Raw genomic sequence first — 23,109 nt, 5'->3', positions numbered from 1 at the left:
AATTTTTCTCTAATTTTTAATGGATGCACCATGAGTCGCGCCATATCGCATATTGATACATTTCAAGGCTTAATTCTTGCCTTACAAAACTACTGGGCTGAACAAGGTTGTGTGGTTTTACAACCCTATGACATGGAGATGGGTGCAGGAACTTTCCACACTGCGACATTCCTTCGTGCCTTAGGCCCAGAGACGTGGAACGCGGCTTATGTACAACCTTCACGTCGTCCGAAAGATGGTCGTTATGGCGAAAACCCGAACCGTTTACAGCACTACTACCAATTCCAAGTGGTACTGAAGCCAAACCCAGACAATATCCAACAGCTTTACCTCGACTCTTTAAAAGCAATAGGGATTGACCCACTGGTTCATGACATCCGTTTTGTAGAAGACAACTGGGAATCTCCAACGCTCGGTGCGTGGGGCTTAGGTTGGGAGGTTTGGTTGAACGGTATGGAAGTGACTCAGTTCACTTACTTCCAGCAAGTCGGTGGTGTTGAGTGCTACCCTGTGACAGGTGAAATCACTTATGGTCTAGAGCGTCTGGCGATGTATCTCCAAGGTGTAGACTCGGTTTACGACTTGGTTTGGACCAAAGGTCAGTTCGGTACAGTGACTTATGGCGATGTGTTCCATCAAAATGAAGTAGAACAATCGACCTATAACTTCGAATATGCCCCTGTCGACAAATTGTTTGAATTGTTCGATTTCTACGAAGGCGAAGCCAACCGTTTAATTGAAGCGAAATTGTCTCTTCCTGCTTATGAACAAGTAGTTAAAGCATCACATACCTTTAACTTACTTGATGCACGTGGTGCTATTTCGGTGACTGAACGTCAACGTTACATTTTACGTGTGCGTACTTTGGCACGTGCGATTGCACAAAGCTATGTAGCAGCGCGTGCGGAATTGGGCTTCCCAATGGCAGAGCCACATTTACGTGATGAAGTTTTAGCGCAACTCAAAGCTCAGGTTGAAGCAGAAGCTGCTCAAGCAGAAAAAGCAGCGGAGAACAAATAATGTCTAAACATACTGTTTTATTTGAACTTGGCTGTGAAGAACTTCCACCAAAAAGCCTCAAAACTTTACGCGATGCCCTAAAAGCTGAAACTGAAAAAGGCTTAAAAGATGCAGGCTTGGCATTTGATGCGATTGAAGCCTATGCAGCGCCACGTCGTTTAGCCCTTAAAATTGTCAATGTTGATGCAGCACAAGCTGACACGCAAAAGCGTTTTGATGGTCCTGCGGTTCAAGCAGCCTACGATGCTGAAGGCAAACCGACTAAAGCTTTAGAAGGCTTTATGCGCGGTCAAGGCATTACAGCAGATCAAGTTTCGACGTTCCAAGCAGGTAAAGTTGAAAAAGTGTGCTTCTTGAAAGATGTGAAAGGTCAAAGCCTTGAAGCACTCTTGCCACAAATTTTACAAACAGCTTTGGACAACTTGCCAATTGCAAAACGTATGCGTTCTGCGGCAAGCCGTACCGAATTCGTACGTCCTGTAAAATGGGTCGTATTACTGAAAGACGATCAAGTGGTTGAAGCGACCATCCAGGATCACAAAGCTGGCAACGTGACTTATGGTCACCGTTTCCATGCGCCCGAAGCGATTACTTTAGCGAATGCAGATGCTTACTTAGATGCGCTTCGTGCAGCGAAAGTTGTAGCGAATTTTGAAGAACGTCAAGCGATCATCGACCAGCAAGTCAAAGCATTGGCAGATGAAGTGAATGCGATTGCAATTGTACCTGCGGATCTGCGTGATGAAGTGACTGCATTGGTTGAATGGCCTGTCGCATTACGTGCCAACTTTGAAGAACGCTTCCTTGCTGTTCCTCAAGAAGCCTTGATTACCACCATGCAGGACAACCAAAAGTACTTCTGTTTGGTGAATGCAGACAACAAGTTACAACCTTACTTCATTACCGTTTCAAACATTGAGTCTAAAGACCCAACACAAATTATTGAAGGTAACGAGAAAGTGGTACGTCCACGTTTGTCGGATGCTGAATTCTTCTTCTTGCAAGACCAAAAGCAACCATTGGCTTCTCGTTCAGAAAAGCTTGCCAACATGGTCTTCCAAGCACAATTGGGTACGCTTTGGGACAAATCTACACGTATTGCAAAACTCGCTGTAGCGCTTGCGCCAATTACAGGTGCAACCGTTGCTGATGCTGAAAAAGCAGCACTTCTAGCAAAATGTGACTTAACTTCTGAACTTGTGGGTGAATTCCCAGAACTTCAAGGTATTGCGGGTACTTACTACGCACGTCTTGAAGGCGAAAATGACGAAGTGGCTGAAGCTTTAGGCGAGCAGTATCTACCTAAATTTGCGGGTGATGTATTACCACAAACCAAGACAGGCACCACCATTGCCCTTGCTGACCGTTTAGACACGCTCACAGGTATTTTTGGTATTGGTCAAGCGCCTACAGGTTCAAAAGACCCATTTGCATTACGTCGTTCTGCGATTGGTATTTTGCGTTTAGTGACTGAAAACAACCTTGACGTTTCAATTGAAGCACTCATCAAGTTGGCTTTAGCGGCGTATGGCGATGTATTGAAAGATCACGACAAGACTTTGGCAGATGCAGTTGCATTCTTAGAAGGTCGTTACCGTGCGAAATATGAAGACCAAGGTGTTGCGATTGATGTGATTCAAGCGGTTCAAGCCTTGTCTCCAAAATCTCCACTTGATTTTGACAAGCGTGTGAATGCGGTCAATCACTTCCGTAACTTGGCTGAAGCGGCTGCGCTTGCTGCGGCAAACAAACGTGTTGCCAACATTCTTGCGAAAGAAACGACACCAGAAGGTGCGGTAGTAGTTGAAGCGAAGCTGGTTGAAGATGCTGAAAAAGCTTTATTCGCAGAACTTCAAGCGATTACTCCAGTGGTTGAGCCATTATTGGCTGCGAAAGACTACACCGAAGCACTTTCTAAATTAGCTGCCCTTCGCGCGCCAATTGATGCCTTCTTTGATGGCGTAATGGTGATGGCGGATGATGCAGAATTGAAAGCCAACCGTTTACGTTTACTGGCTCAGTTACGTGGCTTGTTTACAAGTGTTGCGGATATTTCAGTGTTGCAGCACTAAGCCTTAATTGATTGTAAATTAAAGAGAACCCCGCTATAAATTAGTGGGGTTTTTTATTAAAAATAAATATGGAAAATTTAGAAGTCTTTCTTATCAATTTATTCATGTTAGGTGAAAACCTCTCTAACCATAATAATCAGCGAATTCGTGATACAACAGTCATAGAATGTGAAGGTTTTAAGTTTGAATTTAAGCAGCTTAATATCCACCTAAAGCAAAGTGAATTTATAAATCAAAGTTTAATTACCACTAAAATTACTATTGAAAACATTAGTTCCGATCAAGTTGAGCATGTTTTAGAAGTCATTGATGATCTTTGCTGGCTACTGTCGTTTGCTCAACAATCTCCAGTTCGACGCTATAGCCATAAAATCGGTTCAGCCGAATATGGAACAAACTGTTCAGGAGCTGCTGTTAATCCACTTCGTACAATAATTGAAGATAGTGGTAAAGAAATCCGCAACTTTATTGAGCAAACTTATCCAACTTTTAAAAAACTCAAATCGATTAGACAGCTTACGGTAGTCTTCGGTTATTTATGTGAAGCCAATCGCTCCACTTTAGCTTTAGAGATAACTCTAATTTCACATTACGTTGCGATAGAAAATCTAAAAAATACGTTTGCGCTAGATAATCGATATGAATATTCAGGACAACATTTCACGCATAAAGATTTTCCACCTTTGGATAATCCACCTACAAACGTAGAAGATTATTGGTTACCTAAAGGGAAAAGAAAAAAATATGTACATAAAATGTATGGTCAAATTACATCAACTGAAATGACATTGAGAATGTTTGAAGCATCCCATTTTAATAGGGATGAAATAACGCCTTTCTTAATGAAACGTCATAGAATGATCCACGAAGGCATTTTATTACCGTTCGGAGATGAAAATTATATGGAGCAAGCTATAGAAGACCGAAGAGATGTTAGCGATCTATTACGGAAATATTTACTGACTTTATTAAATTATAAAGGAGCATATTATCTCAGCCGAGATCGATTAGGTGCTTCAGGATATATCCCTTAATATCGAACTAGCCAATCTAAATTCAATTCCCTATACTCAAGCTAACAACACTCAACAAGAAAGAACGTTATATGAAATTAAAAACACTTTTACTTACGGGCTTCACTTGCGCAGCACTTACAGCATGTACTTCATCTCCTAAAATTCCACAAATGGAAACAGGTGTACTGCAAGAAGTTCAAAACCTAGATGTATATCCGAACACCACTGATAACAAAGCCAAACTGACCAAATTTGCAGACAAATGCGTCATCGAATTTACGGGGAATTTAGACGGCAACAAAGTCGTTGAACAATGGTCATTTAGAGGCAACACGCTCATTACAGGCGCTACAGCAACCTTCGCGAAAGATGGCACCAGCCAAGCCAGCAATTTTGACCTGAATAATGCCGATGTTCAACAAAACTTTATCAAGTTACGTAAAAACTTCGCTAAAGATGCCGTTGCACAATGTGACTAAAAGACACACAGGCTTTGCGTCCACATGACGTAAAGCCTTTCAAGAATGCTTAAAATTCAAAGCCATAAATTCATTTTCCACATCTTCCCTGCGCTTACATAACGTTGCTGATGCCAACAAATGGCAGCATTCAGACACATCAACACCCTCAAACGAACGTGTATCTCTACAATCGTGCGCCAACTGTAAAACTGCTGTGCGGAACTGTGTAACTTTCATCTCAAAGCGCAAAACACGCTTTAAACCTGTTTATGATGGCTCTCATTTAGCACTCCCATAATACGGAGTGACGTCATAGAGGAATATCTAACATGAACATGATGAAAACAGCGCTAATGAGTACCGCATTTTTTGCTTCTGCATCGGTCTTTGCTAACGTAGCAGTCAATGGACAGGTCAATGCCTCTGCCGAAGCACAAGGCAATGCGCACGGCGTACTACACAATATTCATGAAGGTGTAAGTACATCTACCCAAAAAGTCGGTAATGGTTTAAGTACAGCAACAGAAAATGCTGGGCATGGCATTCAACATGCGACTACCCAAGTTGGACAGGGACTCAGCACAGCAACCCAGCGCGTCGGTCAAGGCATCGAAAATGGTGCTGAACACACTAAATCTACCAGTAAAGCGGCATGGAACAACACCAAACAGTTCAGCGCAGAACAAGCGCAAAACATTAATCAAGGCGCAAGCAAAGCCAAAAATTACAGTGCAGAGAAAGCTGAACGTACTCAAGCCTATTTAGGACAAAAAATGCAGCAAGGTAAAACCTCAACTGAGCGTACTTGGAACAAGACTAAAACGGCATTGACCCAACCCGCACAGGCAGATGTGAGCGCACAAGTGGGAGTACATACTCCAGTTGCCAAAACTCAGGTTGGAGTTTCATCACAAACAACAGTGAACACACCAAAATAATTCTGCCAATCCGTTTGAATAGACACATTTTTAAACCAAGCTGTGCATTAGCACGCAATGAAAATTCTTGACGTCCGATGGGATACAGCAGAATATGGGGTATCCATTCGGTCGTGACACTATGCAAAACATGCCAGCCCACAGCGTGTTTTCGCCTACATAGTGCAGAGCAATAGAGGACTATGTGCATGCAGTTGATGAAAGCCGCCTTAATTTCGAGTACGGTGTTTATGGTTATGGCGCTCCCTGCCCATGCCGCAGAAAGTAGCAAGAAAAAAGGCTATGGAGACAATCCCAATATTTTTGAAGTGCTGGGGCAAAAAACCTTAGATACCGCACAAGATGCCGCCAATGCCGTAGATCGTACTACCCAAGAAGGCATTGCCAAAGTCAGACCGAAAGTGGCTGAAACTTGGGAAGGCACCAAAACCTATAGTGAAGAACAGGCAGAAATTGCCAAGGAAAACTCACAAAAAGCGGCTGCGACAGTCAATAAAAAATGGCATGAAGCCAAAGCCAGCGTCTTAGGCGATCCAAACAGCCCACCTGTCCCAATTGAATCACATCCATTAAGTCAACCGAATAACGCACCTGCTCAGAATGGACAGCTTTAAGTCCATTTGCTCTGTCTCAAAATTAAAAAGCGCAGCATAAACACTGCGCTTTTCTCATTTGAAACGTGAAAATATCACATCAGCTTAAGCGACTTGGCGAATCGGTTGCCCCTGCTGATAAGCCATAAAGTTTTCCAACATTTGCTGCACAATACGCTGTCTGGCATCGACACTGCCCCATGCACTGTGCGGGGTAATAATCAGGTTTGGAATATCCTCTGCCAATAAAACATTACCCGCTTTCGGTGGTTCCACCGTCAATACATCAGTTGCAGCACCTGCAATCCGCCCTTCACGTAATGCTTGTGCCAAAGCCGCTTCATCCACAATGCCCCCGCGGGCACAATTAATCAGAAAGGCACTGGTTTTCATAATTTCCAGTTCATCCGTACTGATTAAATTTCGGGTAGATTCAGTCAATGGACAATGTAAGCTAAGAAAATCGACCTGAGGCAATAGCTCCGCCAAAGGCAAACGACCTTCACGTTGCGGGCGATCAGGCAAGCCTGCAATCAAGACCCGCATATCAAATGCTTGTGCCAGCTTGGCTACCGCCTGTCCCAACTCACCGTAACCGACTATCCCCAAAGTTTTGCCTGCCAATTCCACAATTGGAAAGTCCAACAAACAAAATTGTTTAGCGGTATTCCATGCGCCCTGCTTCACTGCACGGTCATATTTCAACAGTGAAGTCGCCAGTGCCAGCATCAACGCCAAGGTATGCTGTGCCACCGCCGAAGTGCCATAACCCTGACAATTACATACTACAATACCTTGCGCTTTGGCTTGAACCAAGTCGACGTTATTGGTGCCCGTGGCAGAAATTAAGATCAGTTTTAACTGCGGACATTGCTGCATCACTTGTGCAGAAATCTGGACTTTATTGGTGATGATGACATTCACATCCTGCACCCGTGGTAACACCTGATCAGGTGCAGTGGCAGGATAAAGTGTCAACGCATCAAAAGCAGCAGTTAAGGGACTCAAATCCAGATCGTGCTGATCTAAAGATTCCACATCTAAAAATACTGCTTTCATTCGACGCTCCTGCTGATGTTGCTCATGACCTGTATGCAGTTCATTAAAAGCCAAAGCAGGTTTGGGTTCAATACATGCGTGTGAAAAAAGAAAAATCCACTATTTTGTGGATTCCTTTATACACTCACGCACCGACAGTCGAATTTGCTGATAGACATAACTTGCCAACATCAGCAGCACCAAGACGCCACTGACAAAGACCATCGCTGCCAGATCAAAACCTTGAGAAATGAGATAAATCAAACTGAGAATCAGTGTGATAGACAAAAGTACAGCAGGTATAAATATCCTATTCATACAACCTGACCTTGAGTGAATAATAAAAAAGAGTGGATGTTTTTTATCCACTCCTTCAATCTTAAACCTATTCAATTAAAAATCAAGCGATACAAATCGAATAAGATTCACCTAATTTTTAAGCCTGTTCAGGTTCTTCCGATTCTTCTGGCTGCGTCATGAACTTGGCAGTATCTGGCGTATCTTCAACAAAGTCATTGCCGCCATATTCATCACTGCTGAGGTTAAATTGCTTATAGCTGAGCAAGTAATAGTCGCTATATTTTTTTAACACCAGTGGATGCATACCGCCTGACAATTCATCCTGTTCTTTAAACAGTTTCATCACATGACGGTCATTCATGGCAATCACATAACGCTCATCATTCAGACTAATCTGTACCAGCCCTGTACCCTTGGCAAAAATCGGAATCAGGAACTTATGGTTCAGGTTAATCGCATTTTGCGCATAACTTTCAATTTTCTGGCTAATCACGTTAAACACCAGACCATGCCCAAAACTGTCCAGCAACTGACTGTTGCTTTCCTGTGGCAAGTTCACCTGAATGCCCAGTTTCAGCAAGTCCTGCTCACTGACCTGACGGTTGCTGAGCAACTGACGGATAATGCTTTGTTTGAGCTTGGCATCGAAGAACTGGCTGTCGAGCTGCATGTCATTATTTCTGAGAATTTTCCCCAGCGAACGGCGGTGATGCGGCAACAGGGTTTCAATGACTTTGCGGTAATAGAACTTACTGCCCTTTTTCACCTGACGAATTTTTTGATAGAAATAGACACTGTCAAATTCACGGGTTAAAAAGTCTTTGAGCAACTCGGAACTTGCCAGCACAGCGATGGCATCATGTCCTGTAAACGGCAAGTTCAGCACTTTAATCTCAGGAATCACTTGTTCTAATTCAACAAAGTGCGCGCGATCTTCGGCACAGTAAGGGTCATAGACCACGATATATTCGCAGTCTGCCTCAATATCCTGCGCCTGAACCTGCATATCTGCATTCAGTTCTGGGTGATAGAACATGTTATAACGGCTGTCTTCAACCACCTCTGGGTCAATCGAAAACTGCGGCACCAAAGACACTACACGACTTAAGCCCAACAAATTGGAATACTTAATGGCGGCATAGCCACCCATTGAACCACCATAGCCAATGCGTTTTTGGAAGGGTGCAATCAGCTCTTCAATGGCTTGGAATAAATTGTGCATGGACTCCGCAGGAAACCATGATTTTTCTTTGGGCATAATGCCAATCACATTAAACTCAAATTTGGCTAATGATTTTTCAGCGTTTATTGCAAGTCCTTTGGCACGGGTAATCAAGTCACCAAAAGAAAAAACTAACTCGTCTGACGAACCTTTTAAAAAAATAGCGCGAATTTGTTCGTCTTCAAAAATAATGTGTTTATCCATGTCCACACCGAAACAAATCGGCCCTAATTTTTTGTATCAATAAAATTCATAGTCCAGCAGCCTATCACGCTGTCTATGTAGGAGAATGTGCTGACTGTCATCTCAATCACAATCAACAACAAGATAATTCAACGGCATCACAGATCCGTGGCAGCATTTTAACGTATGCATCAGCAGATGTATGTATCAGAAAAACACATCCAGCTCAGGCTTGCTAATATCCATCAACAGGGACTATGTTATTTTATAGATGCCCAGCAGATAAAAAAGCGCAAAATATGACACAATCACTTCATCCTGCCGCACAACAAGGCTTCAGTTCTGCCGCTGAACTTTATCAACAAGCACGTCCAAATTATCCACAGCAGATCGTGACTTGGTTACAACAATTAAATTTAGATGCGCAATCGACAGTGGTCGATTTGGGCTCGGGTACAGGAAAATTCCTGCCTTACCTGCAACAAGTGACCAGCAAGATCATCGCGGTTGAACCGATCAGTGAAATGTTGGCGCAGTTAAAACATGCCTATCCGCAGGTTTCAACCTTGCAAGCCAGCAGTGAACAACTGCCGATTGCCTCGGAAAGTATCGATGCAGTGATTTGTGCACAATCTTTTCACTGGTTTGCCACGATTGAAAGCCTGAACGAAATCCATCAAGTCTTAAAACCCAATGGGCAACTGGGTTTGGTCTGGAATCAACGCGATATTCAGGTCGATTGGGTCAAAGCATTGGCAGATGTGCTCGAACCCCTCGAAGGTGACACGCCGCGCTTTCATAGCGGGCAATGGCAACAGGTGTTTGAACAGCAGTTTTTGTTTGAACTGGATCAGATCAAAACCTTCCCGCATGTGCATTTTGGACGGGTTGATGAAGTGGTGTCCAAGCGCTTGCTCTCGACCAGTTTTATTGCCGCAATGCCAGCCATTCAGCAACAGCAGTTAAAAGCACAGTTTGAACAGATTGTTACCGATTACACGGGTAAAGCGCCACATGACGAAATTGCTTTCCCTTATGTCACCTACGCGTATAATTTTAAGAAAACAACATAAAATATTCTTTAGGATAACCACGATGCGTAACTTTAAAGCCTATTTACTGCCTCTGCTTTGCAGCTTGCTACTGTTCACGGGGTGCAGTAAAAACAACGAAGCTGATGCCCCAGATCCTTCCGAAGATCGGATGATGCAGGAGCTGGAATCTTCCCCAATTAAAGAATTCCCGCAAACTGCAGATGATCAGCATGATATTGCCCTGCTCCTTGACTATGACCGTCGTTTTAGTGAAATGAGCGATGAAATGGAAGATGAACTGATTAAGATGCGGGACAATGGCAACCTCACCGATGAGTTTGCCCGCAGCCGCAAACAGGACAATATCCAATCGGCATTGACCATGCTCAAAGATCTGGATTTAAAAACCGAACAAGGGCGATATATTCAAGGACTGATGGCACAGTATTGGGAAAATCAAGCCAAGCTTCTGAACAACACCAGCAAAACCTCCCAAGATATTCCCAACTCGACCCCAGACAATATTAAAGGCTTGGGTGAATTCCTGCATGCACAAGAACAATTGGATCATTGGGAAGCACAATATCCAAGTACTGAAAAAACTAAGTCTTAAGCCTCGTTAAATAAAAGAGCTGCACATAAAAAAGACCAGAAAGTCATAAACCTCTGGTCTTTTCATTTTCATGATCACTGTCTCAAGGACGTTCAGGGTATTGCGGCAATTGATCGCAAATCACATCCCATTCCGCCTTAGAATCAACAAAAATATGCATGCTTGGCTTTTGTGCTAACGGCGTATCCAAAGTCCCAATACGCAAACGGTAATACTCTGGTGTATCCGCTTTAACGCTCATAATAGGTGAACCACATTCACTACAGAAACAGCGTTCTGTGGTGGCAGTTGACTGGTACGATTTTAAAAATTGTTCACCTTGTACCAACTGAAAGTCTAACTTTTTAATTGGCGCGTTGGTGGCAAAGGCTGTCCCATTGGCTTTACGGCAACGCTGGCAGTGACACTGCACCACATCGCCAATTTCACCGCGCACTTCGTAACGAATTGCCCCACATAAACAGCTTCCCGCATAATATTGTTGTGACATCAGTTCTGCCCTGTGATTAGAGGAGTTTTAAACTAGCATGACTCTGTCAGGCTTTACATCACTTTTTGTTGCTGAGACAGATAGGCATGCACCCCTTCACCTGCGGCACGTCCGGTGGCAAAACACGCCGTTAAGAGATAACCACCTGTTGGCGCATCCCAATCCAGCATTTCGCCACAACAAAAAATCTGTGGCTGCTGTTTTAACTGCAAATGAGTCGTCAGTGCTTCACGTTTCACGCCGCCTGCACAGCTAATCGCTTCCTCAATTGGACGAAAACCCGTTAAAGCAATTGGCAACTGTTTAATCTGCGACGCCAATTTTTCAGGGTCATTCCAGCCCGCTTTTGGCACCAATTCACGAATTAAACTGGCCTTTGCGGCATCCAGACCTGCTTTACGCCAGACATTGCTTAAAGATTGTTTCTTGCTCGGCTGTAGTTTTTGTACCAATTGTGCATGACTCAGTTCAGGCAACAGATCTAGCATTAACTGCTTTTTCGACTGCTCCCTTAACGCTCTGCCCAGTTTATAAATCAGTCCACTTTCCAAGCCATAATGGGTGATGACGATATCCCCCTGACTCTTTTGTGTAGGATCGACCCAAGCAACCACTCGTTTCAGGGGTTGCCCAAAAACTGGCTGCATAAAATTCGACCATGCGCGTTCAACACCTGCATTACTGGCTTGAAACGGATTCAACTGTTCGTTAGACAGCCAGTTTTGCCACTGCCCATCACTGCCCAATTGCGGCCAAGAAACAGCGCCACATGCCAGTACAATCGCAGCAAAATCTTCAGAAAACTCGTGTTGCTGGAGTAAATCTTTAATCTGCAAGGTATTCGATTGAATTCCCATGCAACTGTGTCGGTAATGGAATTGCACGCCTTGTTCAGCCAAACGTTTTAACCATGCTCTTAACAAGGGTGCGGCTTTCATCTCAATTGGGAAAATACGCCCTGAGGAACCGACATAAGATTCCACTCCCAAGCCCTGCATCCAATGCTGAATCCACGTGGCATCCCAACGGCGGATCCAATCTGCCAACCACTCTGCCTGATCATAACGCTGAATAAATTGCGCAAGTGGCTCGGCATGTGAAATATTCAATCCCGTCTTGCCTGCCATCAAAAACTTACGCGCAGCAGAGGGTTTCTGCTCATACACATGCACTTCATAGTCCCATTGGCTCAAGACTTCGGCTGCCATTAAACCCGCAGGACCCGCCCCAATAATTGCAATGCGTTGCTTCATGACTTAGGCATCACTTGGCGTATCGGTAGTAGTGTGTTTTGGCACATTTACACCTGCCAAAGCCTGAAAATCATCAAAACGCGTGCGGTAATGTTCAGGCTTTTGAATCAGTAATTGCTGGCACAATTCACCACGTTCCAAATATTTGATTTCAAAATGCGTACGTGCTGAATCTGAAGCGATGACTTCTTTCACATAAGGCAGTTTCCATACTTCGAGTAATTGCTGTTCTGCTTCTGCAATATATTCAGGAATATTACTGGCAAGGGTAATTTGTCCACCGACTCGTAAACGAGACAATAAGAACTCGAAGAACGGCATGTTTAACCAGCGCTGTGCTGGATTATGTGGTTCTGGATTTGGATATAAAATAAAGAATTGCTGTACTTGCTGTGGTGCCAAGGCATGCACAATCCACGGTAGAGCATCGGCATGCACTGTTTGTAAATTGGTTTGACCTTCCAGTTGATGCTGTTTTTGCATCGCCAAGAATTTTTCGCGTGTGCGTTCAATGGCAATCAATTGGCTGTCTGGATGTTCACGGGTAAACAATAAGGCATGTTTCCCCTTACCTGCTCCAATTTCCACACAAATCGGGTCTGAATCAATCATGATAAAATCACGAGGGGCATGCATGTGCTGTGCTTGAAATTGACGAATCGGCATAATCAGATCAAACTAAAGAAAATCTGCGCCAGTCTAACACTGCACAAAGTTTTGACCAAATCTTCCCAGCCTTTTCTCAGGAGCCAATCATGCCGAAGACCTTTGCTTGCCCACGTTGTGGCGAACCTTCAACTTGGGAAGGCAATCCATTTCGACCATTTTGCTCAGAGCGTTGTAAATTGATTGATTTGGGTGCTTGGGCAAATGATGAATATAAATTACCTACCGAGGATGCACCGCAAGCTGGCTTGCAGCGCCACGAAGATGATTACGAAGATTAACCCGCCTTACCCGCTACAAACGGATTGTGCTGTTTTTCAAAACCAATGGTGCTTAAAGGTCCATGACCTGAAATAAATTGTGTTTCATCAGGCAAACTAAAACATTCACGCTTGATTGAATCAATCAGCTGCTGGTGATTACCACGCGGGAAATCAGTGCGACCAATCGAGCCTTTAAACAACACATCCCCTGTCCATAACAATGCATTTTCAGCGTTATAGAACATCACATGACCTGGGGTATGACCGGGTGCAAAACGAACTTCAAAACTTTGCGAACCAAGCTGTAAGGTCTCACCACCTTCCAGCCATTGCGTAACTTCAACTTTTTCTGGAATTGGAAAACCATAACGTGCGGAAACGTCTTGCAGCATATCCAACCAGAACTGGTCTTCTTTATGTGGACCTATCACAGGTACATTCCAGATACGGCTCAGCGCACCGACTGCACCTGCATGATCTAAATGCCCATGGGTTAACCACAACGCTTTGACCTTCAAACCCAATGCTTCAACTTCTGCCTGTAATTTTTCAGGTTCACCGCCTGCATCAATCAGCACTGCTTCTTTACTCTCTGAATCCCAAAGAATCGAACAGTTCTGCTGAAATGCAGTTACAGGTACAATTTTCACTTGAAGCATAGTCGCAGCTCTCTCTTAAGCAGATGCCAATGTTTGTTTTAAGCCATCAAGATTAGCTTGCAATAAGCTCAAGAGCAATTGCAGATGATCTTCACGCGCATTCAACGCAGGGATATAAGCGTAGTGCTCACCACCATGAGACAAGAATAACTCTGCATTCTGAATCGCCAATTCTTCTAAGGTTTCCAAACAATCGGCTGAAAATGCAGGGCTCATAATCTGCACCGATTTCACCCCTTGCTCCGCCCAATCTTGTAACAATTGATCGGTATAAGGCTTGACCCATTCCTGTTTCCCAAAACGAGATTGGAAGCTAATGGCCCATTGATCTTCCCTCAAATTCAGGGCTTGAGCCAGCAATTGCGCGGTTTGACGACAACGATCTGCATAGGGATCGCCCTTATCGGCATAAGGTTGCGGAATACCATGGAAAGACATCAATAACTTTTCCGCCTGACCATGAGCTGCCCAATACTCTTGGACGCTCTGTGCCAAAGACTGAATATATAAAGGATGCTGATAGTAATCCCGCACAATCGAAATACCCGGCAAATTACGCTGCTTTTGCATCCACTGGGACAATAAATCATACAAAGGCGCGGTCGAGGTCGCTGAATACTGTGGAAACAATGGCAGTAAAATAATATGGTCTTGCGGGGTTTGACTGAGCTTGTCCAGTACAGTGACCATGCCCGGTTGACCATAGGTCATGGCAGGAACCACGTTTAACTCAAACTCTGGATATTGTGCCAATAAAGTCTCACGAACCTGTGCGACTTGCGCGAGGAGAATTTCCCGCATCGGAGAATCTTCAGCCCAGACACTGGCGTAGGCATGTGCCACACGTTTCGGACGAAACGGCAAAATAAATAAGCGCAAAATGATTTGCCATAACGGCTTGGGAATTTCAATCACGCGTTGATCAGACAGAAATTGTTGTAAAAACTTTCTTACTGCAGGTGCCGTGGGTGCATCAGGTGTCCCCAAATTGGCCAAAATAACGCTGATCTTTGCTTTTTCCGCAGGCATTATGCAATCTTCATTTCTAATTCAACCCACTCACTTTATCAACTTTTGAGTTAAATTAAATATGAATTAATACAATTATTTCGATAGAGAAACACGATCATCTGAAAGCAAATGACTTTCGATCAGGTTATGTCCCTTCTGCGTCAACTTCCACAACAAGCGTTGACGATCATCCCGCCCCGCAGGACTGATCCATTCATTCTGACGCATCTGCATTTTAATATTATGTAAAGCTCGAATGTTGATTTGAGCACGTGCAACCGCATGCGCGCGTGGCATTTCCATCCGCGCATCTTGCAGTCCAATTTCATTCAAGAACTCATTGATGCGTTTTGAAAAATATTCTTCAGGGGTGGGATTAACAAAGGTACTGCCCAATACCGCCAATAATTCCGCCCATGTCAGGGTTTTCTGAATTTTCAATTCTTTAAAATTGCCATCTTGATAGGCATGTACACGATACTCAAAACTAAAAGCTTCATTCATCGCCACTTTGGGCAAGGTCAAAAATGGATCTGCTTCTCGTGTTCCCAAATCGCGTTCTAATTGCGCCATTTTGGCTTTTAGGCGATCAATTTCATCATGCAAAGCTTGAGTATTTTGTGGACGCACCCATCCTGTAGCAGGATAACGTTCCAGCATTTGCGTCATATTCAAACGTACCGCCATCTCTAGATCACGCAAAGTACGATAGCTAAAGACTTGATCGACTTCCTGCTGCAACAGTTTACGGAACTCGTTGAACTTTTCTTTCAGCTCAGGCTTTTGATCATGTAAGGCGGGGTCACGTGCAGCAGGATCATCATGCATAAATACGATAATCGGCTTTTGCTTGGTCACGGCATAAATATATTCCAGATGCATATAGCCCACACCCGAAACCGACTGCTCCCCGTATTGGCTGCCTAAAAGCAGAATCACATAATCACAATCATCAATCTGGCGACGTGCAAAAGCGGTACTCAGGGGTGTTCGTTGTTCTAATCCCCAAGAGAAAAAACCCATGCCCACCAAAGTTTGGGACAAAACCATCCGTTCTGGTTGCATCTCCGCACCAGATGTCGAAATAAATACTTGATAACGCTTATCGATCATTGGTTATCCTCATCCTTTCTTTGCATCCCACAATCAAGGTCTTGTGGTATTACAACCCCAATTTTTAATATTGATACTCAAGTGTTAAGACGGATTATTGTTCTGCATTTATTGCATCGAGATATTGTGGATACTCCAACTCAAATCAGGCTGAATCAGATGTTGCAATATCGGTTCTAAATGCGCGGCATTATTCCCACTGACATAACATTCTATGCGCGGTAAGCCATCCTTCCGTCTTTGTTCAAATAATAACTCATTTTTTAACAAAATACGGGAAGTTTGACGCGCAACGGCATATCCAGAGTCAATTAATGTCATTTTTTGCCCAAAAATTGATTCAATCGCTGGTTTTAAGAACGGGTAATGCGTACAGCCGAGCACCAAATAGTCTGCGCCTTGGTCCACCACGGGCTGTAAAATCTGTTTTAGCGTCGTTAAACAGGCAGGACTCATTTGCTGTCCATTTTCGACAAACGGCACCAAATCTAAACAAGTGACAGGAATGACGGTGACATGTGAAGGCTCGGCAAAGCGCTGCACCACATCGTGAATTAATTTACCGCGAAAAGTTGCAGGTGTTGCCAGCACGGCAACGGTTTTACTCTGACTTTGCAGCACCGCAGGCTTGAGTGCAGGCACCAAACCAATAATCGGGAAATTCTCCCCATAATGCTCACGCAAATAATCCAGACTAAAAGCGGAAGCAGTATTACAGGCGACCACAGCCACTTTACAACCTTGTCGATATAACCATTCAATCGCACGCGCAGTCAGCTCGCGAATCTCCTGATCCTCGCGCGGGCCATAAGGGACATTAGCGGTATCGGCAAAATAGAGAATGCGTTCATTTGGCAAATAATGTGCAATTTCCTGCGCCACCGATAACCCACCAATGCCTGAATCAAAAATACCAATCGGGGCATCCAATTGCGCTTTGGGCATGGGATTAACTAAAGGGTAAATCGGATGGATCGCTGTCATGACACGCTATTTACAAAGAAAAGATGGGAATGGATCAAGCTTAAACCTCAGGTGCCCAATTGCAAGTGAAAATCACCGCTTTGTAGGTTTAAAATGGTATCGCCCTGTGCATTTTCAAGCAGCTCGCCCATCTCGATCAGATGAAAAAAGGCGGAACGTTGAATCAAGGCATTCATGCCCCAGCGTACATGCACATATGGGCGCAGTTCTCCTGCAAATTCACGCATAAAAATTGGATGTTCTTCATCCACAAGAATCACATCCTGATTGGTGGTGGTGAATTGAATGAATTTCTGCCCATCAATGACCGTAGAGTCAACTTGGTTGACGAATAACGCTTCGTCTTCCACCTCAATTTCAATTTGCTCTACAGGTGTCTTTAAATAAAAGCGCCCCTCTTCTTTCCATAGAACGCTCGAAAACAGGTCCAGTAAGGACTGGCGCTTAATCAATTGACCTTCGTGCCACCATTCTCCATTCGCAAAAACCTTCAAATCCATTTTGCCACAATGCTTTGGCTGCCATTGCTCCAAAGGGGGGATTGACCTTTTGTGACCGCCCTGTGCACTTTTTAAGTCTTGTACAATACTCATTAAGTTTTTATCATCATTTTTCGCTGAATTATTCGTCGGACTGATGGAATTAGTTTGATTTACCATGAATTAATGCCTCCCTGACGTAAAAATATTATGATTCAGCCAATTGGCTAGACCGCGGTTTAAAACTATACTAGCCCACAATATAAAAGGCACGATAATCCATCTGTGCCGAATATTTAAGAACACTCATGGCAGCACTGTAAAGAGTCATACAGTTGCCACCTTTAAGTAATATGAGGAGTCCTACATGGAACACATCGAACGTGAATCGATGGAGTTTGACGTCGTTATCGTAGGCGCAGGCCCTGCAGGTCTTTCTGCTGCGATCAAAATTCGTCAACTTGCGATTGAAAACAATTTATCTGATTTATCCGTTTGTGTGGTAGAAAAGGGCTCCGAAGTCGGTGCGCATATTCTTTCTGGTGCTGTACTAGAACCACGTGCAATCAATGAATTATTCCCGAACTGGAAAGAAGAAGGCGCGCCTTTAAATGTTCCAGTCACGGAAGATAAAACCTATTTCTTGATGTCGCCTGAAAAAGCGCAAGAAGCGCCACATTGGATGGTACCTAAAACCATGCACAATGATGGCAACTACGTGATCTCTTTAGGTAACGTGGTCCGCTGGTTAGGTCAAAAAGCTGAAGAACTTGAAGTTTCAATTTTCCCGGGCTTTGCGGCAGCTGAAGTCCTTTACCATGCAGATGGTACAGTCAAAGGTATTCAAACGGGTGACATGGGCATTGGTAAAGATGGCGAACCAACGCATAACTTTACGCCGGGTTATGAACTGCATGCCAAATACACCATTTTTGCTGAAGGCTGTCGTGGTCATTTAGGTAAGCGCTTAATTGCCAAGTTTGATTTGGACAAAGATGCCGATCCGCAACACTACGGTATCGGGATTAAAGAACTTTGGGAAATTGACCCTGCAAAACACAAACCAGGTTTGGTGATGCACGGTGCAGGCTGGCCTTTAAGTGAAACAGGTTCTTCAGGCGGTTGGTGGTTATACCATGCAGAAAACAACCAAGTGACTTTGGGCATGATCGTGGATTTATCTTATGAAAACCCACATATGTACCCATTTGCAGAAATGCAGCGCTGGAAAACCCATCCGCTGGTGAAACAGTATCTGGAAGGCGGCAAACGTATTTCTTATGGTGCACGTGCAGTTGTGAAAGGTGGTTTCAACTCGCTGCCTAAATTCACCTTCCCGGGCGGTTCTTTAATTGGTGATGATGCAGGCTTCCTTAACTTTGCCAAAATTAAAGGTTCTCACACGGCCATGAAATCAGGCATGTTGTGTGGTGAAGCGGTATTTGAAGCGATTCAAGCGGGTGTTGAAAAAGGTGGTGATCTTGCCATTGCTCGTGTCACCGAAGGTGAAGACTTCTTCGCGAAAGAACTCACGGCTTATACTGAAAAATTCAACAACAGCTGGTTAAAAGAAGAGTTATACAACGCGCGTAACTTTGGTCCAGCGATGCATAAATTTGGCACGTTCGGCGGTGGTGCATTTAACTTCATCGACCAAAACATCTTTAAAGTGCCATTCACACTACATGACTTGGTACCTGACTTCAGCACATTAAAAACTGTCGATGCGGCAAGCGTTAAACCAAACTATCCAAAACCAGATGGCAAGTTAACCTTTGACCGTTTGTCTTCAGTCTTTGTTTCAAACACCGTGCATGAAGAAAATCAGCCTGCACATTTGAAACTGACTGATGCTTCAATTCCTGTGAACGTGAACTTACCAAAATGGGATGAGCCTGCTCAGCGCTACTGCCCTGCGGGTGTTTACGAAATCATGGAAAATGATGATGGTTCAAAACGTTTCCAGATTAACGCAGCGAACTGTGTTCACTGTAAGACCTGTGACATTAAAGATCCATCACAGAACATCACATGGGTAACGCCTGAAGGTGGCGGTGGTCCGAATTACCCTAATATGTAATTCACCTAGGTTCGGGCTATGCCCGACCTCACTCTGGAGATCTGCATGATCTCCATAAAAAAAATCCCCTCACTTGAGGGGATTTTTTGTCTAGAAAAACTCTGAGTTTTTGCTAAAGACCATGACGGTCGGTCCTATCGCTGTATGCCCGACGCCATGATCCTGATAAATTTCAATTCGATAATCATGGCATTGATAAATATATTTATTTTGTTGTTTTATCCAGCCTTTTTGAGCCACTTTAAACTTTTTAAGAATTCTAGTTTTAAAAAGGTTCAAATCCGTCTCATAGCTTGCCATGGGTCCATCCAAAAAACTTAAACTATAGGAAGTAATCATTTTTGAGTGCGGATCATAGCGGATATGCTGAACCCAGCTCACACCTGCTTGTTTAATCCGTGAATCAACCCCATCAGCAAATTCTAATTGGTAATTATTACCCCCTAACACCACAGATTTCACTGTGGGATGCTGCTTTTGAAACTCTCCGATGCTTTGCCCAACTTTTAAACCTGCGACATTCATGCTCTGTACTGGAATTTCACAAGGTTTCGACCATGCCACTGAACTACATAAGGCAAAAATACCCAACCCTAAACATAGCGAACTCATTTTCATTTTATGTCCCGAGATGAACTGCATTTATTGTTTCAAACACTTGTGATCATTGAGTTCAAGCGCAGCAGCAACAGCGCTCAATATCGACTTAGCCCTTTTTTACCAAGTAATGGAACTCTTTATTGCCGTTTTCATCTAAACGTTCTTCTTGCAGCAACAATTCATGCCCCAAATGCATACAAAATTTAGGAATATCCCAAGAGGTTGAATTGTCCGTTGCAAACACTTCCACCACATCCCCTGATTTAGATTTACGAATGGCTTGATGCAACATCATTACAGGTTCAGGACAACGCAAACCACGGGTATTTAATTGCAGGGTCGGGGTAACAGAGGATTCAGACATCTAGGCACTCTTGGTTCAATTTCAGCGCTATTCTAACATAACTCGACTGGACACAGCAGCGCTTGCTATTCACCCCATGGTGCACAAAATAGTCAGCCATCAAATGCCAGTTTGAGTCGAAGAATGACCTCAAATTATGACGATAACATTCATATTTTGCTGTATTTTTTGCATAGACATCTGCATTTTCTAAGGTATGATGAAAATAATTTTTTTCATATCTAGAGTCTTTAGGAAAGATCATGCACGATGAATCCAGCCCGTCGTGGGGCATGCGTGGCTTAAGAAAGTGGTTAGGAACCGCACCAGAAACTCGCGACGAATTGCTCAAACTCGTACAAGATTCACGTCGTTTTTTAGAACCTGATACGGTCGCCATGCTAGAAGGTGTGCTTGACCTGCCTGCGACCAAAATTCGCGAAGTCATGACGCCGCGTACCGCAATGATTAGCCTGCAAGAAGATGATGAATTACTTGATATTCTGCATGTCTTGATTGAATCGGCACATTCACGCTTTCCCGTATTTTCTTCAGACCTGCCTGATAATGTGGTTGGGATTCTGTTGGCGAAAGATTTACTGCCTTTTCTGACTGAAAAAGCCAGCAAAGTCGACATTCGGGTCTTGATGCGCCAACCACTGTTCGTTCCTGAAAGTGCGCGCTCGGATCAAGTACTGCGTATGCTGAAAAACACCCAGACGCATATTGCGGTGGTGATTGATGAATATGGCACGACATCTGGTCTAGTAACGCTAGAAGACATTTTGGAAGAAATTGTCGGTGAAATTGAAGATGAACATGACATGGTCGATGAAGAAGCACAATACATCGTGCCTGATGATGATCCGAAAACCGCTAATACGTGGATGGTTCAGGCACTTACACCAATTGAACATTTTAACAATCTTTTAGATGCTGATTTTCCAGAAGATGAAGTAGAAACTATGGGCGGTTTGTTGCTTCAAGAAATTGGTTTAGTGAGCGATTTACAAGGTCAAGTCATTGAAATTGGCGATTGGGAATTTACCATTGTAGAAGCAGATGCACGCACTATTCATCTGATTCGAGCTGTACTTAAATGAGAACATACTTTCATGCGCTGTTAACGTCTTCACAACAACAAAAACAGCTCCCCATGATTTTACCTTTTATTATTTCCTTATGTTCGGGTGCCATGCTGAGTTTCGCATTGGCACCTTACTATTATTGGTGGATTGCACTGCTCTCGCCAGCCTTGTTGTATGCCTGCCTGCGCCAACGCTCAGCCAAACAAGCCTTCTTCATTGGATGGGGCTATGGTTTTGGGCTGTGGTTTGTGGGGGCGTTCTGGCTTTACACTTCAATTCACGTCTATGGCGATACCAGTGCGGTCCTCAGTGTCATCATGATTGCGATCATGGCTTTGGCGATGGGGCTGTTTACGGCACTGCAAACTTGGATTTATCGCCGGTTTTTTCCTGAAACACCGTTAACCTTCGCACCACTCTGGGTCTTGTTTGAATGGGCAAAAACTTGGGTGTTTACAGGCTTTCCGTGGCTATTTGTCGGTTATGCCTTCACTGAACGTTTCCTCGATGGCTATGCACCGCTGTTTGGAGTATTCGGGGTTTCTTTTGTCGTGATCCTGCTGGCTTGTGCTATCGTGGAAATCCTCAATAAGCGTCTATTCTGGTTGGTTCCTTCGCTCCTGTTACTGCTAGGGGCTTGGGGCGCAGCACAAATCCAGTTTGTACAACCCAAGAATGAAAAACCACTTTCGGTTTCTCTAATTCAAGGCAATATTCCTCAAGACCTGAAATGGCTGACCGAATACCAAACGCAGACCTTGATGATCTACGCAGAACTCAGCCGTAGTGAATGGGGCCGAGATTTAATCGTGTGGCCTGAATCTTCTATTCCGATGTTCCAGACTGACATTCAGCCCTTTTTAGATGCCATGAAAGTACAGGCAGAAAAAAAAGGAACAGCATGGGTCACAGGTATTCCGTATTGGGATTTAGCAGCCTCCAAGCAAGAAGGCTCTCCAATGTTCTACAACAGCATCATGGCATTGGGTGATGATGCCGATGGCCTCTACAAGAAGCAACGTTTGGTGCCTTTTGGGGAATACATTCCACTGTCAGGCATGCTGAGCTGGGTGTTGCCTGCATTACAAAACGATCCTTCGGTCAGTGGTTTTTCACGTGGTGCTTCAGATCAGCAACCCTTACACATCAAGCAGCATAATTTAGCTGCCGCGATTTGTTATGAAGTTGCCTATCCGAATCTGACTCGTCGCAATGCCAGCAACAGTGATTTCTTGGTGACCGTGTCGAATGATGCATGGTTTACAGGGACCGCTGGTCCATGGCAACACCTACAAATGGTGCAAATGCGTGCCAAAGAGAATGGACGTTGGTTTATTCGTGCCACCAATACAGGGGTCACCGCCTTTATTAATGAGAACGGGCATATTGTGCGCCAAGCTCCGATTGATCAACGCACGGTGTTACGTGGCGATTTACCTGCCATGCAAGGTCAAACCCTGTATACCCGTCTAAGTGACTGGCCTATCCTCGGATTTTCAGCGCTACTCTTGATCATGGGCTGGTTCTTCCGCCCACGCAAAGTGGATATTTCGTTTAAATCACGACGCTAATCAAAAGGGGATTTTTAAA

The 23,109-nt window shown here is 44.1% G+C and carries 25 protein-coding genes; 12 read left to right on the top strand and 13 right to left on the bottom strand.

What is annotated here, in order from left to right; translation table 11 throughout:
- The first annotated feature begins 30 nt into the window (after window positions 1–30).
- The 6 genes from glyQ to GWK51_RS07245 all read left to right on the top strand — a co-directional run bounded on the left by glyQ (window position 31) and on the right by GWK51_RS07245 (window position 6,121).
- Window positions 31–1,020 (top strand): glycine--tRNA ligase subunit alpha, encoded by a 990-nt coding sequence (glyQ, locus tag GWK51_RS07270; RefSeq protein WP_100240491.1) that lies wholly within the window; start codon window positions 31–33, stop codon window positions 1,018–1,020.
- Window positions 1,020–3,092 (top strand): glycine--tRNA ligase subunit beta, encoded by a 2,073-nt coding sequence (glyS, locus tag GWK51_RS07265; protein ID WP_161933203.1) that lies wholly within the window; start codon window positions 1,020–1,022, stop codon window positions 3,090–3,092. The genes glyQ and glyS overlap by 1 nt, the downstream gene beginning before the upstream one ends.
- A 68-nt stretch (window positions 3,093–3,160) precedes the next feature.
- A complete protein-coding gene (locus GWK51_RS07260; RefSeq protein WP_161933202.1) occupies window positions 3,161–4,126 on the top strand; it encodes a hypothetical protein in 966 nt (321 codons plus the stop codon).
- A gap of 71 nt (window positions 4,127–4,197) precedes the next feature.
- Complete coding sequence (locus GWK51_RS07255) at window positions 4,198–4,587, top strand: hypothetical protein (RefSeq protein WP_161933201.1); 390 nt, start codon at window positions 4,198–4,200, stop codon at window positions 4,585–4,587.
- A gap of 311 nt (window positions 4,588–4,898) precedes the next feature.
- A complete protein-coding gene (locus GWK51_RS07250; protein WP_161933200.1) occupies window positions 4,899–5,507 on the top strand; it encodes a hypothetical protein in 609 nt (202 codons plus the stop codon).
- 188 nt (window positions 5,508–5,695) lie between these two features.
- A complete protein-coding gene (locus GWK51_RS07245) occupies window positions 5,696–6,121 on the top strand; it encodes a hypothetical protein (protein ID WP_161933199.1) in 426 nt (141 codons plus the stop codon).
- Window positions 6,122–6,205: 84 nt separating this feature from the next.
- On the opposite strand, the gene GWK51_RS07240 is transcribed toward GWK51_RS07245, so the two are convergent.
- The 3 genes from GWK51_RS07240 to GWK51_RS07230 form a co-directional block, all read right to left on the bottom strand.
- Window positions 6,206–7,159, bottom strand: a complete 954-nt coding sequence (locus GWK51_RS07240) for a 2-hydroxyacid dehydrogenase (protein WP_161933198.1) — start codon at window positions 7,157–7,159, stop codon at window positions 6,206–6,208.
- Between the two features lie 99 nt (window positions 7,160–7,258).
- Entirely contained in the window at window positions 7,259–7,456 is a 198-nt protein-coding gene (locus GWK51_RS07235) for a hypothetical protein (RefSeq protein WP_142769613.1), read from the bottom strand.
- A gap of 118 nt (window positions 7,457–7,574) precedes the next feature.
- Window positions 7,575–8,864 (bottom strand): hypothetical protein, encoded by a 1,290-nt coding sequence (locus GWK51_RS07230; protein WP_161933197.1) that lies wholly within the window; start codon window positions 8,862–8,864, stop codon window positions 7,575–7,577.
- A gap of 278 nt (window positions 8,865–9,142) precedes the next feature.
- Here GWK51_RS07230 and GWK51_RS07225 point away from each other — a divergent pair, with 278 nt between their 5' ends.
- Entirely contained in the window at window positions 9,143–9,916 is a 774-nt protein-coding gene (locus GWK51_RS07225; protein ID WP_161933196.1) for a class I SAM-dependent methyltransferase, read from the top strand.
- Window positions 9,917–9,938: 22 nt separating this feature from the next.
- On the top strand, window positions 9,939–10,490 hold the full coding sequence (locus tag GWK51_RS07220; RefSeq protein ID WP_161933195.1) for a hypothetical protein: 552 nt from the start codon (window positions 9,939–9,941) through the stop codon (window positions 10,488–10,490).
- Between the two features lie 82 nt (window positions 10,491–10,572).
- Here GWK51_RS07220 and GWK51_RS07215 read toward each other — a convergent pair whose 3' ends face one another.
- From GWK51_RS07215 to GWK51_RS07205, 3 genes are read right to left on the bottom strand one after another with little or no spacing between them, the layout of a single operon-like run.
- Window positions 10,573–10,980 carry a GFA family protein gene (locus GWK51_RS07215; protein ID WP_161933194.1) on the bottom strand — a complete coding sequence of 136 codons (408 nt, stop codon included), beginning with the start codon at window positions 10,978–10,980 and terminating at the stop codon, window positions 10,573–10,575.
- Window positions 10,981–11,033: 53 nt separating this feature from the next.
- Window positions 11,034–12,233 (bottom strand): TIGR03862 family flavoprotein, encoded by a 1,200-nt coding sequence (locus tag GWK51_RS07210; RefSeq protein ID WP_161933193.1) that lies wholly within the window; start codon window positions 12,231–12,233, stop codon window positions 11,034–11,036.
- Between the two features lie 3 nt (window positions 12,234–12,236).
- On the bottom strand, window positions 12,237–12,905 hold the full coding sequence (locus GWK51_RS07205; protein WP_171519159.1) for a class I SAM-dependent methyltransferase: 669 nt from the start codon (window positions 12,903–12,905) through the stop codon (window positions 12,237–12,239).
- Between the two features lie 83 nt (window positions 12,906–12,988).
- Here GWK51_RS07205 and GWK51_RS07200 point away from each other — a divergent pair, with 83 nt between their 5' ends.
- Window positions 12,989–13,180 carry a DNA gyrase inhibitor YacG gene (locus GWK51_RS07200; protein ID WP_161933191.1) on the top strand — a complete coding sequence of 64 codons (192 nt, stop codon included), beginning with the start codon at window positions 12,989–12,991 and terminating at the stop codon, window positions 13,178–13,180.
- Here GWK51_RS07200 and GWK51_RS07195 read toward each other — a convergent pair.
- The 5 genes from GWK51_RS07195 to GWK51_RS07175 all read right to left on the bottom strand — a co-directional run bounded on the left by GWK51_RS07195 (window position 13,177) and on the right by GWK51_RS07175 (window position 17,588).
- Window positions 13,177–13,821 (bottom strand): MBL fold metallo-hydrolase, encoded by a 645-nt coding sequence (locus GWK51_RS07195; protein WP_161933190.1) that lies wholly within the window; start codon window positions 13,819–13,821, stop codon window positions 13,177–13,179. The two genes, GWK51_RS07200 and GWK51_RS07195, sit on opposite strands and share 4 nt — an antisense overlap.
- 15 nt (window positions 13,822–13,836) lie before the next feature.
- Entirely contained in the window at window positions 13,837–14,850 is a 1,014-nt protein-coding gene (hemH, locus tag GWK51_RS07190; protein ID WP_161933189.1) for a ferrochelatase, read from the bottom strand.
- 75 nt (window positions 14,851–14,925) lie between these two features.
- Window positions 14,926–15,945 (bottom strand): DUF4062 domain-containing protein, encoded by a 1,020-nt coding sequence (locus GWK51_RS07185; protein ID WP_161933188.1) that lies wholly within the window; start codon window positions 15,943–15,945, stop codon window positions 14,926–14,928.
- A 108-nt stretch (window positions 15,946–16,053) separates the two neighbouring features.
- Window positions 16,054–16,929 (bottom strand): glutamate racemase, encoded by an 876-nt coding sequence (gene murI, locus GWK51_RS07180; RefSeq protein ID WP_100240472.1) that lies wholly within the window; start codon window positions 16,927–16,929, stop codon window positions 16,054–16,056.
- Between the two features lie 47 nt (window positions 16,930–16,976).
- Entirely contained in the window at window positions 16,977–17,588 is a 612-nt protein-coding gene (locus GWK51_RS07175) for a DUF1285 domain-containing protein (protein ID WP_161933187.1), read from the bottom strand.
- 187 nt (window positions 17,589–17,775) lie between these two features.
- Here GWK51_RS07175 and GWK51_RS07170 point away from each other — a divergent pair, with 187 nt between their 5' ends.
- Complete coding sequence (locus GWK51_RS07170) at window positions 17,776–19,488, top strand: electron transfer flavoprotein-ubiquinone oxidoreductase (protein ID WP_161933186.1); 1,713 nt, start codon at window positions 17,776–17,778, stop codon at window positions 19,486–19,488.
- Window positions 19,489–19,578: 90 nt separating this feature from the next.
- Here the strand turns inward: GWK51_RS07170 and GWK51_RS07165 are convergent, their stop codons facing one another.
- Both GWK51_RS07165 and tusA read right to left on the bottom strand, forming a co-directional pair.
- Window positions 19,579–20,106, bottom strand: coding sequence for a hypothetical protein (locus tag GWK51_RS07165; RefSeq protein WP_161933185.1), 528 nt, complete (start codon window positions 20,104–20,106; stop codon window positions 19,579–19,581).
- 88 nt (window positions 20,107–20,194) lie between these two features.
- A complete protein-coding gene (gene tusA / locus GWK51_RS07160) occupies window positions 20,195–20,452 on the bottom strand; it encodes a sulfurtransferase TusA (protein ID WP_016168359.1) in 258 nt (85 codons plus the stop codon).
- A gap of 242 nt (window positions 20,453–20,694) precedes the next feature.
- Here tusA and GWK51_RS07155 point away from each other — a divergent pair, with 242 nt between their 5' ends.
- A complete protein-coding gene (locus GWK51_RS07155; protein ID WP_161933184.1) occupies window positions 20,695–21,534 on the top strand; it encodes an HlyC/CorC family transporter in 840 nt (279 codons plus the stop codon).
- Entirely contained in the window at window positions 21,531–23,090 is a 1,560-nt protein-coding gene (lnt, locus tag GWK51_RS07150) for an apolipoprotein N-acyltransferase (RefSeq protein ID WP_161933183.1), read from the top strand. The genes GWK51_RS07155 and lnt overlap by 4 nt, the downstream gene beginning before the upstream one ends.
- Window positions 23,091–23,109 lie beyond the last annotated feature (19 nt).

It is taken from the genome of Acinetobacter kanungonis (assembly GCF_009939195.1).
Classification (GTDB): Bacteria; Pseudomonadota; Gammaproteobacteria; order Pseudomonadales; family Moraxellaceae; genus Acinetobacter; species Acinetobacter kanungonis.
The sequence above is the reverse complement of the archived record's forward strand: the minus strand, read 5'-3'. Positions and strand labels throughout refer to the sequence as shown.

Bases quoted from the DNA above. Each gene is read 5' to 3' on its own strand.
- glyQ (WP_100240491.1), top strand. From the start codon at position 31: ATGAGTCGCGCCATATCGCATATTGATACATTTCAAGGCTTAATTCTT.
- glyS (WP_161933203.1), top strand. From the start codon at position 1,020: ATGTCTAAACATACTGTTTTATTTGAACTTGGCTGTGAAGAACTTCCA.
- GWK51_RS07260 (WP_161933202.1), top strand. From the start codon at position 3,161: ATGGAAAATTTAGAAGTCTTTCTTATCAATTTATTCATGTTAGGTGAA.
- GWK51_RS07255 (WP_161933201.1), top strand. From the start codon at position 4,198: ATGAAATTAAAAACACTTTTACTTACGGGCTTCACTTGCGCAGCACTT.
- GWK51_RS07250 (WP_161933200.1), top strand. From the start codon at position 4,899: ATGAACATGATGAAAACAGCGCTAATGAGTACCGCATTTTTTGCTTCT.
- GWK51_RS07245 (WP_161933199.1), top strand. From the start codon at position 5,696: ATGCAGTTGATGAAAGCCGCCTTAATTTCGAGTACGGTGTTTATGGTT.
- GWK51_RS07240 (WP_161933198.1), bottom strand. From the start codon at position 7,159: ATGAAAGCAGTATTTTTAGATGTGGAATCTTTAGATCAGCACGATCTG.
- GWK51_RS07235 (WP_142769613.1), bottom strand. From the start codon at position 7,456: ATGAATAGGATATTTATACCTGCTGTACTTTTGTCTATCACACTGATT.
- GWK51_RS07230 (WP_161933197.1), bottom strand. From the start codon at position 8,864: ATGGATAAACACATTATTTTTGAAGACGAACAAATTCGCGCTATTTTT.
- GWK51_RS07225 (WP_161933196.1), top strand. From the start codon at position 9,143: ATGACACAATCACTTCATCCTGCCGCACAACAAGGCTTCAGTTCTGCC.
- GWK51_RS07220 (WP_161933195.1), top strand. From the start codon at position 9,939: ATGCGTAACTTTAAAGCCTATTTACTGCCTCTGCTTTGCAGCTTGCTA.
- GWK51_RS07215 (WP_161933194.1), bottom strand. From the start codon at position 10,980: ATGTCACAACAATATTATGCGGGAAGCTGTTTATGTGGGGCAATTCGT.
- GWK51_RS07210 (WP_161933193.1), bottom strand. From the start codon at position 12,233: ATGAAGCAACGCATTGCAATTATTGGGGCGGGTCCTGCGGGTTTAATG.
- GWK51_RS07200 (WP_161933191.1), top strand. From the start codon at position 12,989: ATGCCGAAGACCTTTGCTTGCCCACGTTGTGGCGAACCTTCAACTTGG.
- GWK51_RS07195 (WP_161933190.1), bottom strand. From the start codon at position 13,821: ATGCTTCAAGTGAAAATTGTACCTGTAACTGCATTTCAGCAGAACTGT.
- hemH (WP_161933189.1), bottom strand. From the start codon at position 14,850: ATGCCTGCGGAAAAAGCAAAGATCAGCGTTATTTTGGCCAATTTGGGG.
- GWK51_RS07185 (WP_161933188.1), bottom strand. From the start codon at position 15,945: ATGATCGATAAGCGTTATCAAGTATTTATTTCGACATCTGGTGCGGAG.
- murI (WP_100240472.1), bottom strand. From the start codon at position 16,929: ATGACAGCGATCCATCCGATTTACCCTTTAGTTAATCCCATGCCCAAA.
- GWK51_RS07175 (WP_161933187.1), bottom strand. From the start codon at position 17,588: ATGGTAAATCAAACTAATTCCATCAGTCCGACGAATAATTCAGCGAAA.
- GWK51_RS07170 (WP_161933186.1), top strand. From the start codon at position 17,776: ATGGAACACATCGAACGTGAATCGATGGAGTTTGACGTCGTTATCGTA.
- GWK51_RS07165 (WP_161933185.1), bottom strand. From the start codon at position 20,106: ATGAAAATGAGTTCGCTATGTTTAGGGTTGGGTATTTTTGCCTTATGT.
- tusA (WP_016168359.1), bottom strand. From the start codon at position 20,452: ATGTCTGAATCCTCTGTTACCCCGACCCTGCAATTAAATACCCGTGGT.
- GWK51_RS07155 (WP_161933184.1), top strand. From the start codon at position 20,695: ATGCACGATGAATCCAGCCCGTCGTGGGGCATGCGTGGCTTAAGAAAG.
- lnt (WP_161933183.1), top strand. From the start codon at position 21,531: ATGAGAACATACTTTCATGCGCTGTTAACGTCTTCACAACAACAAAAA.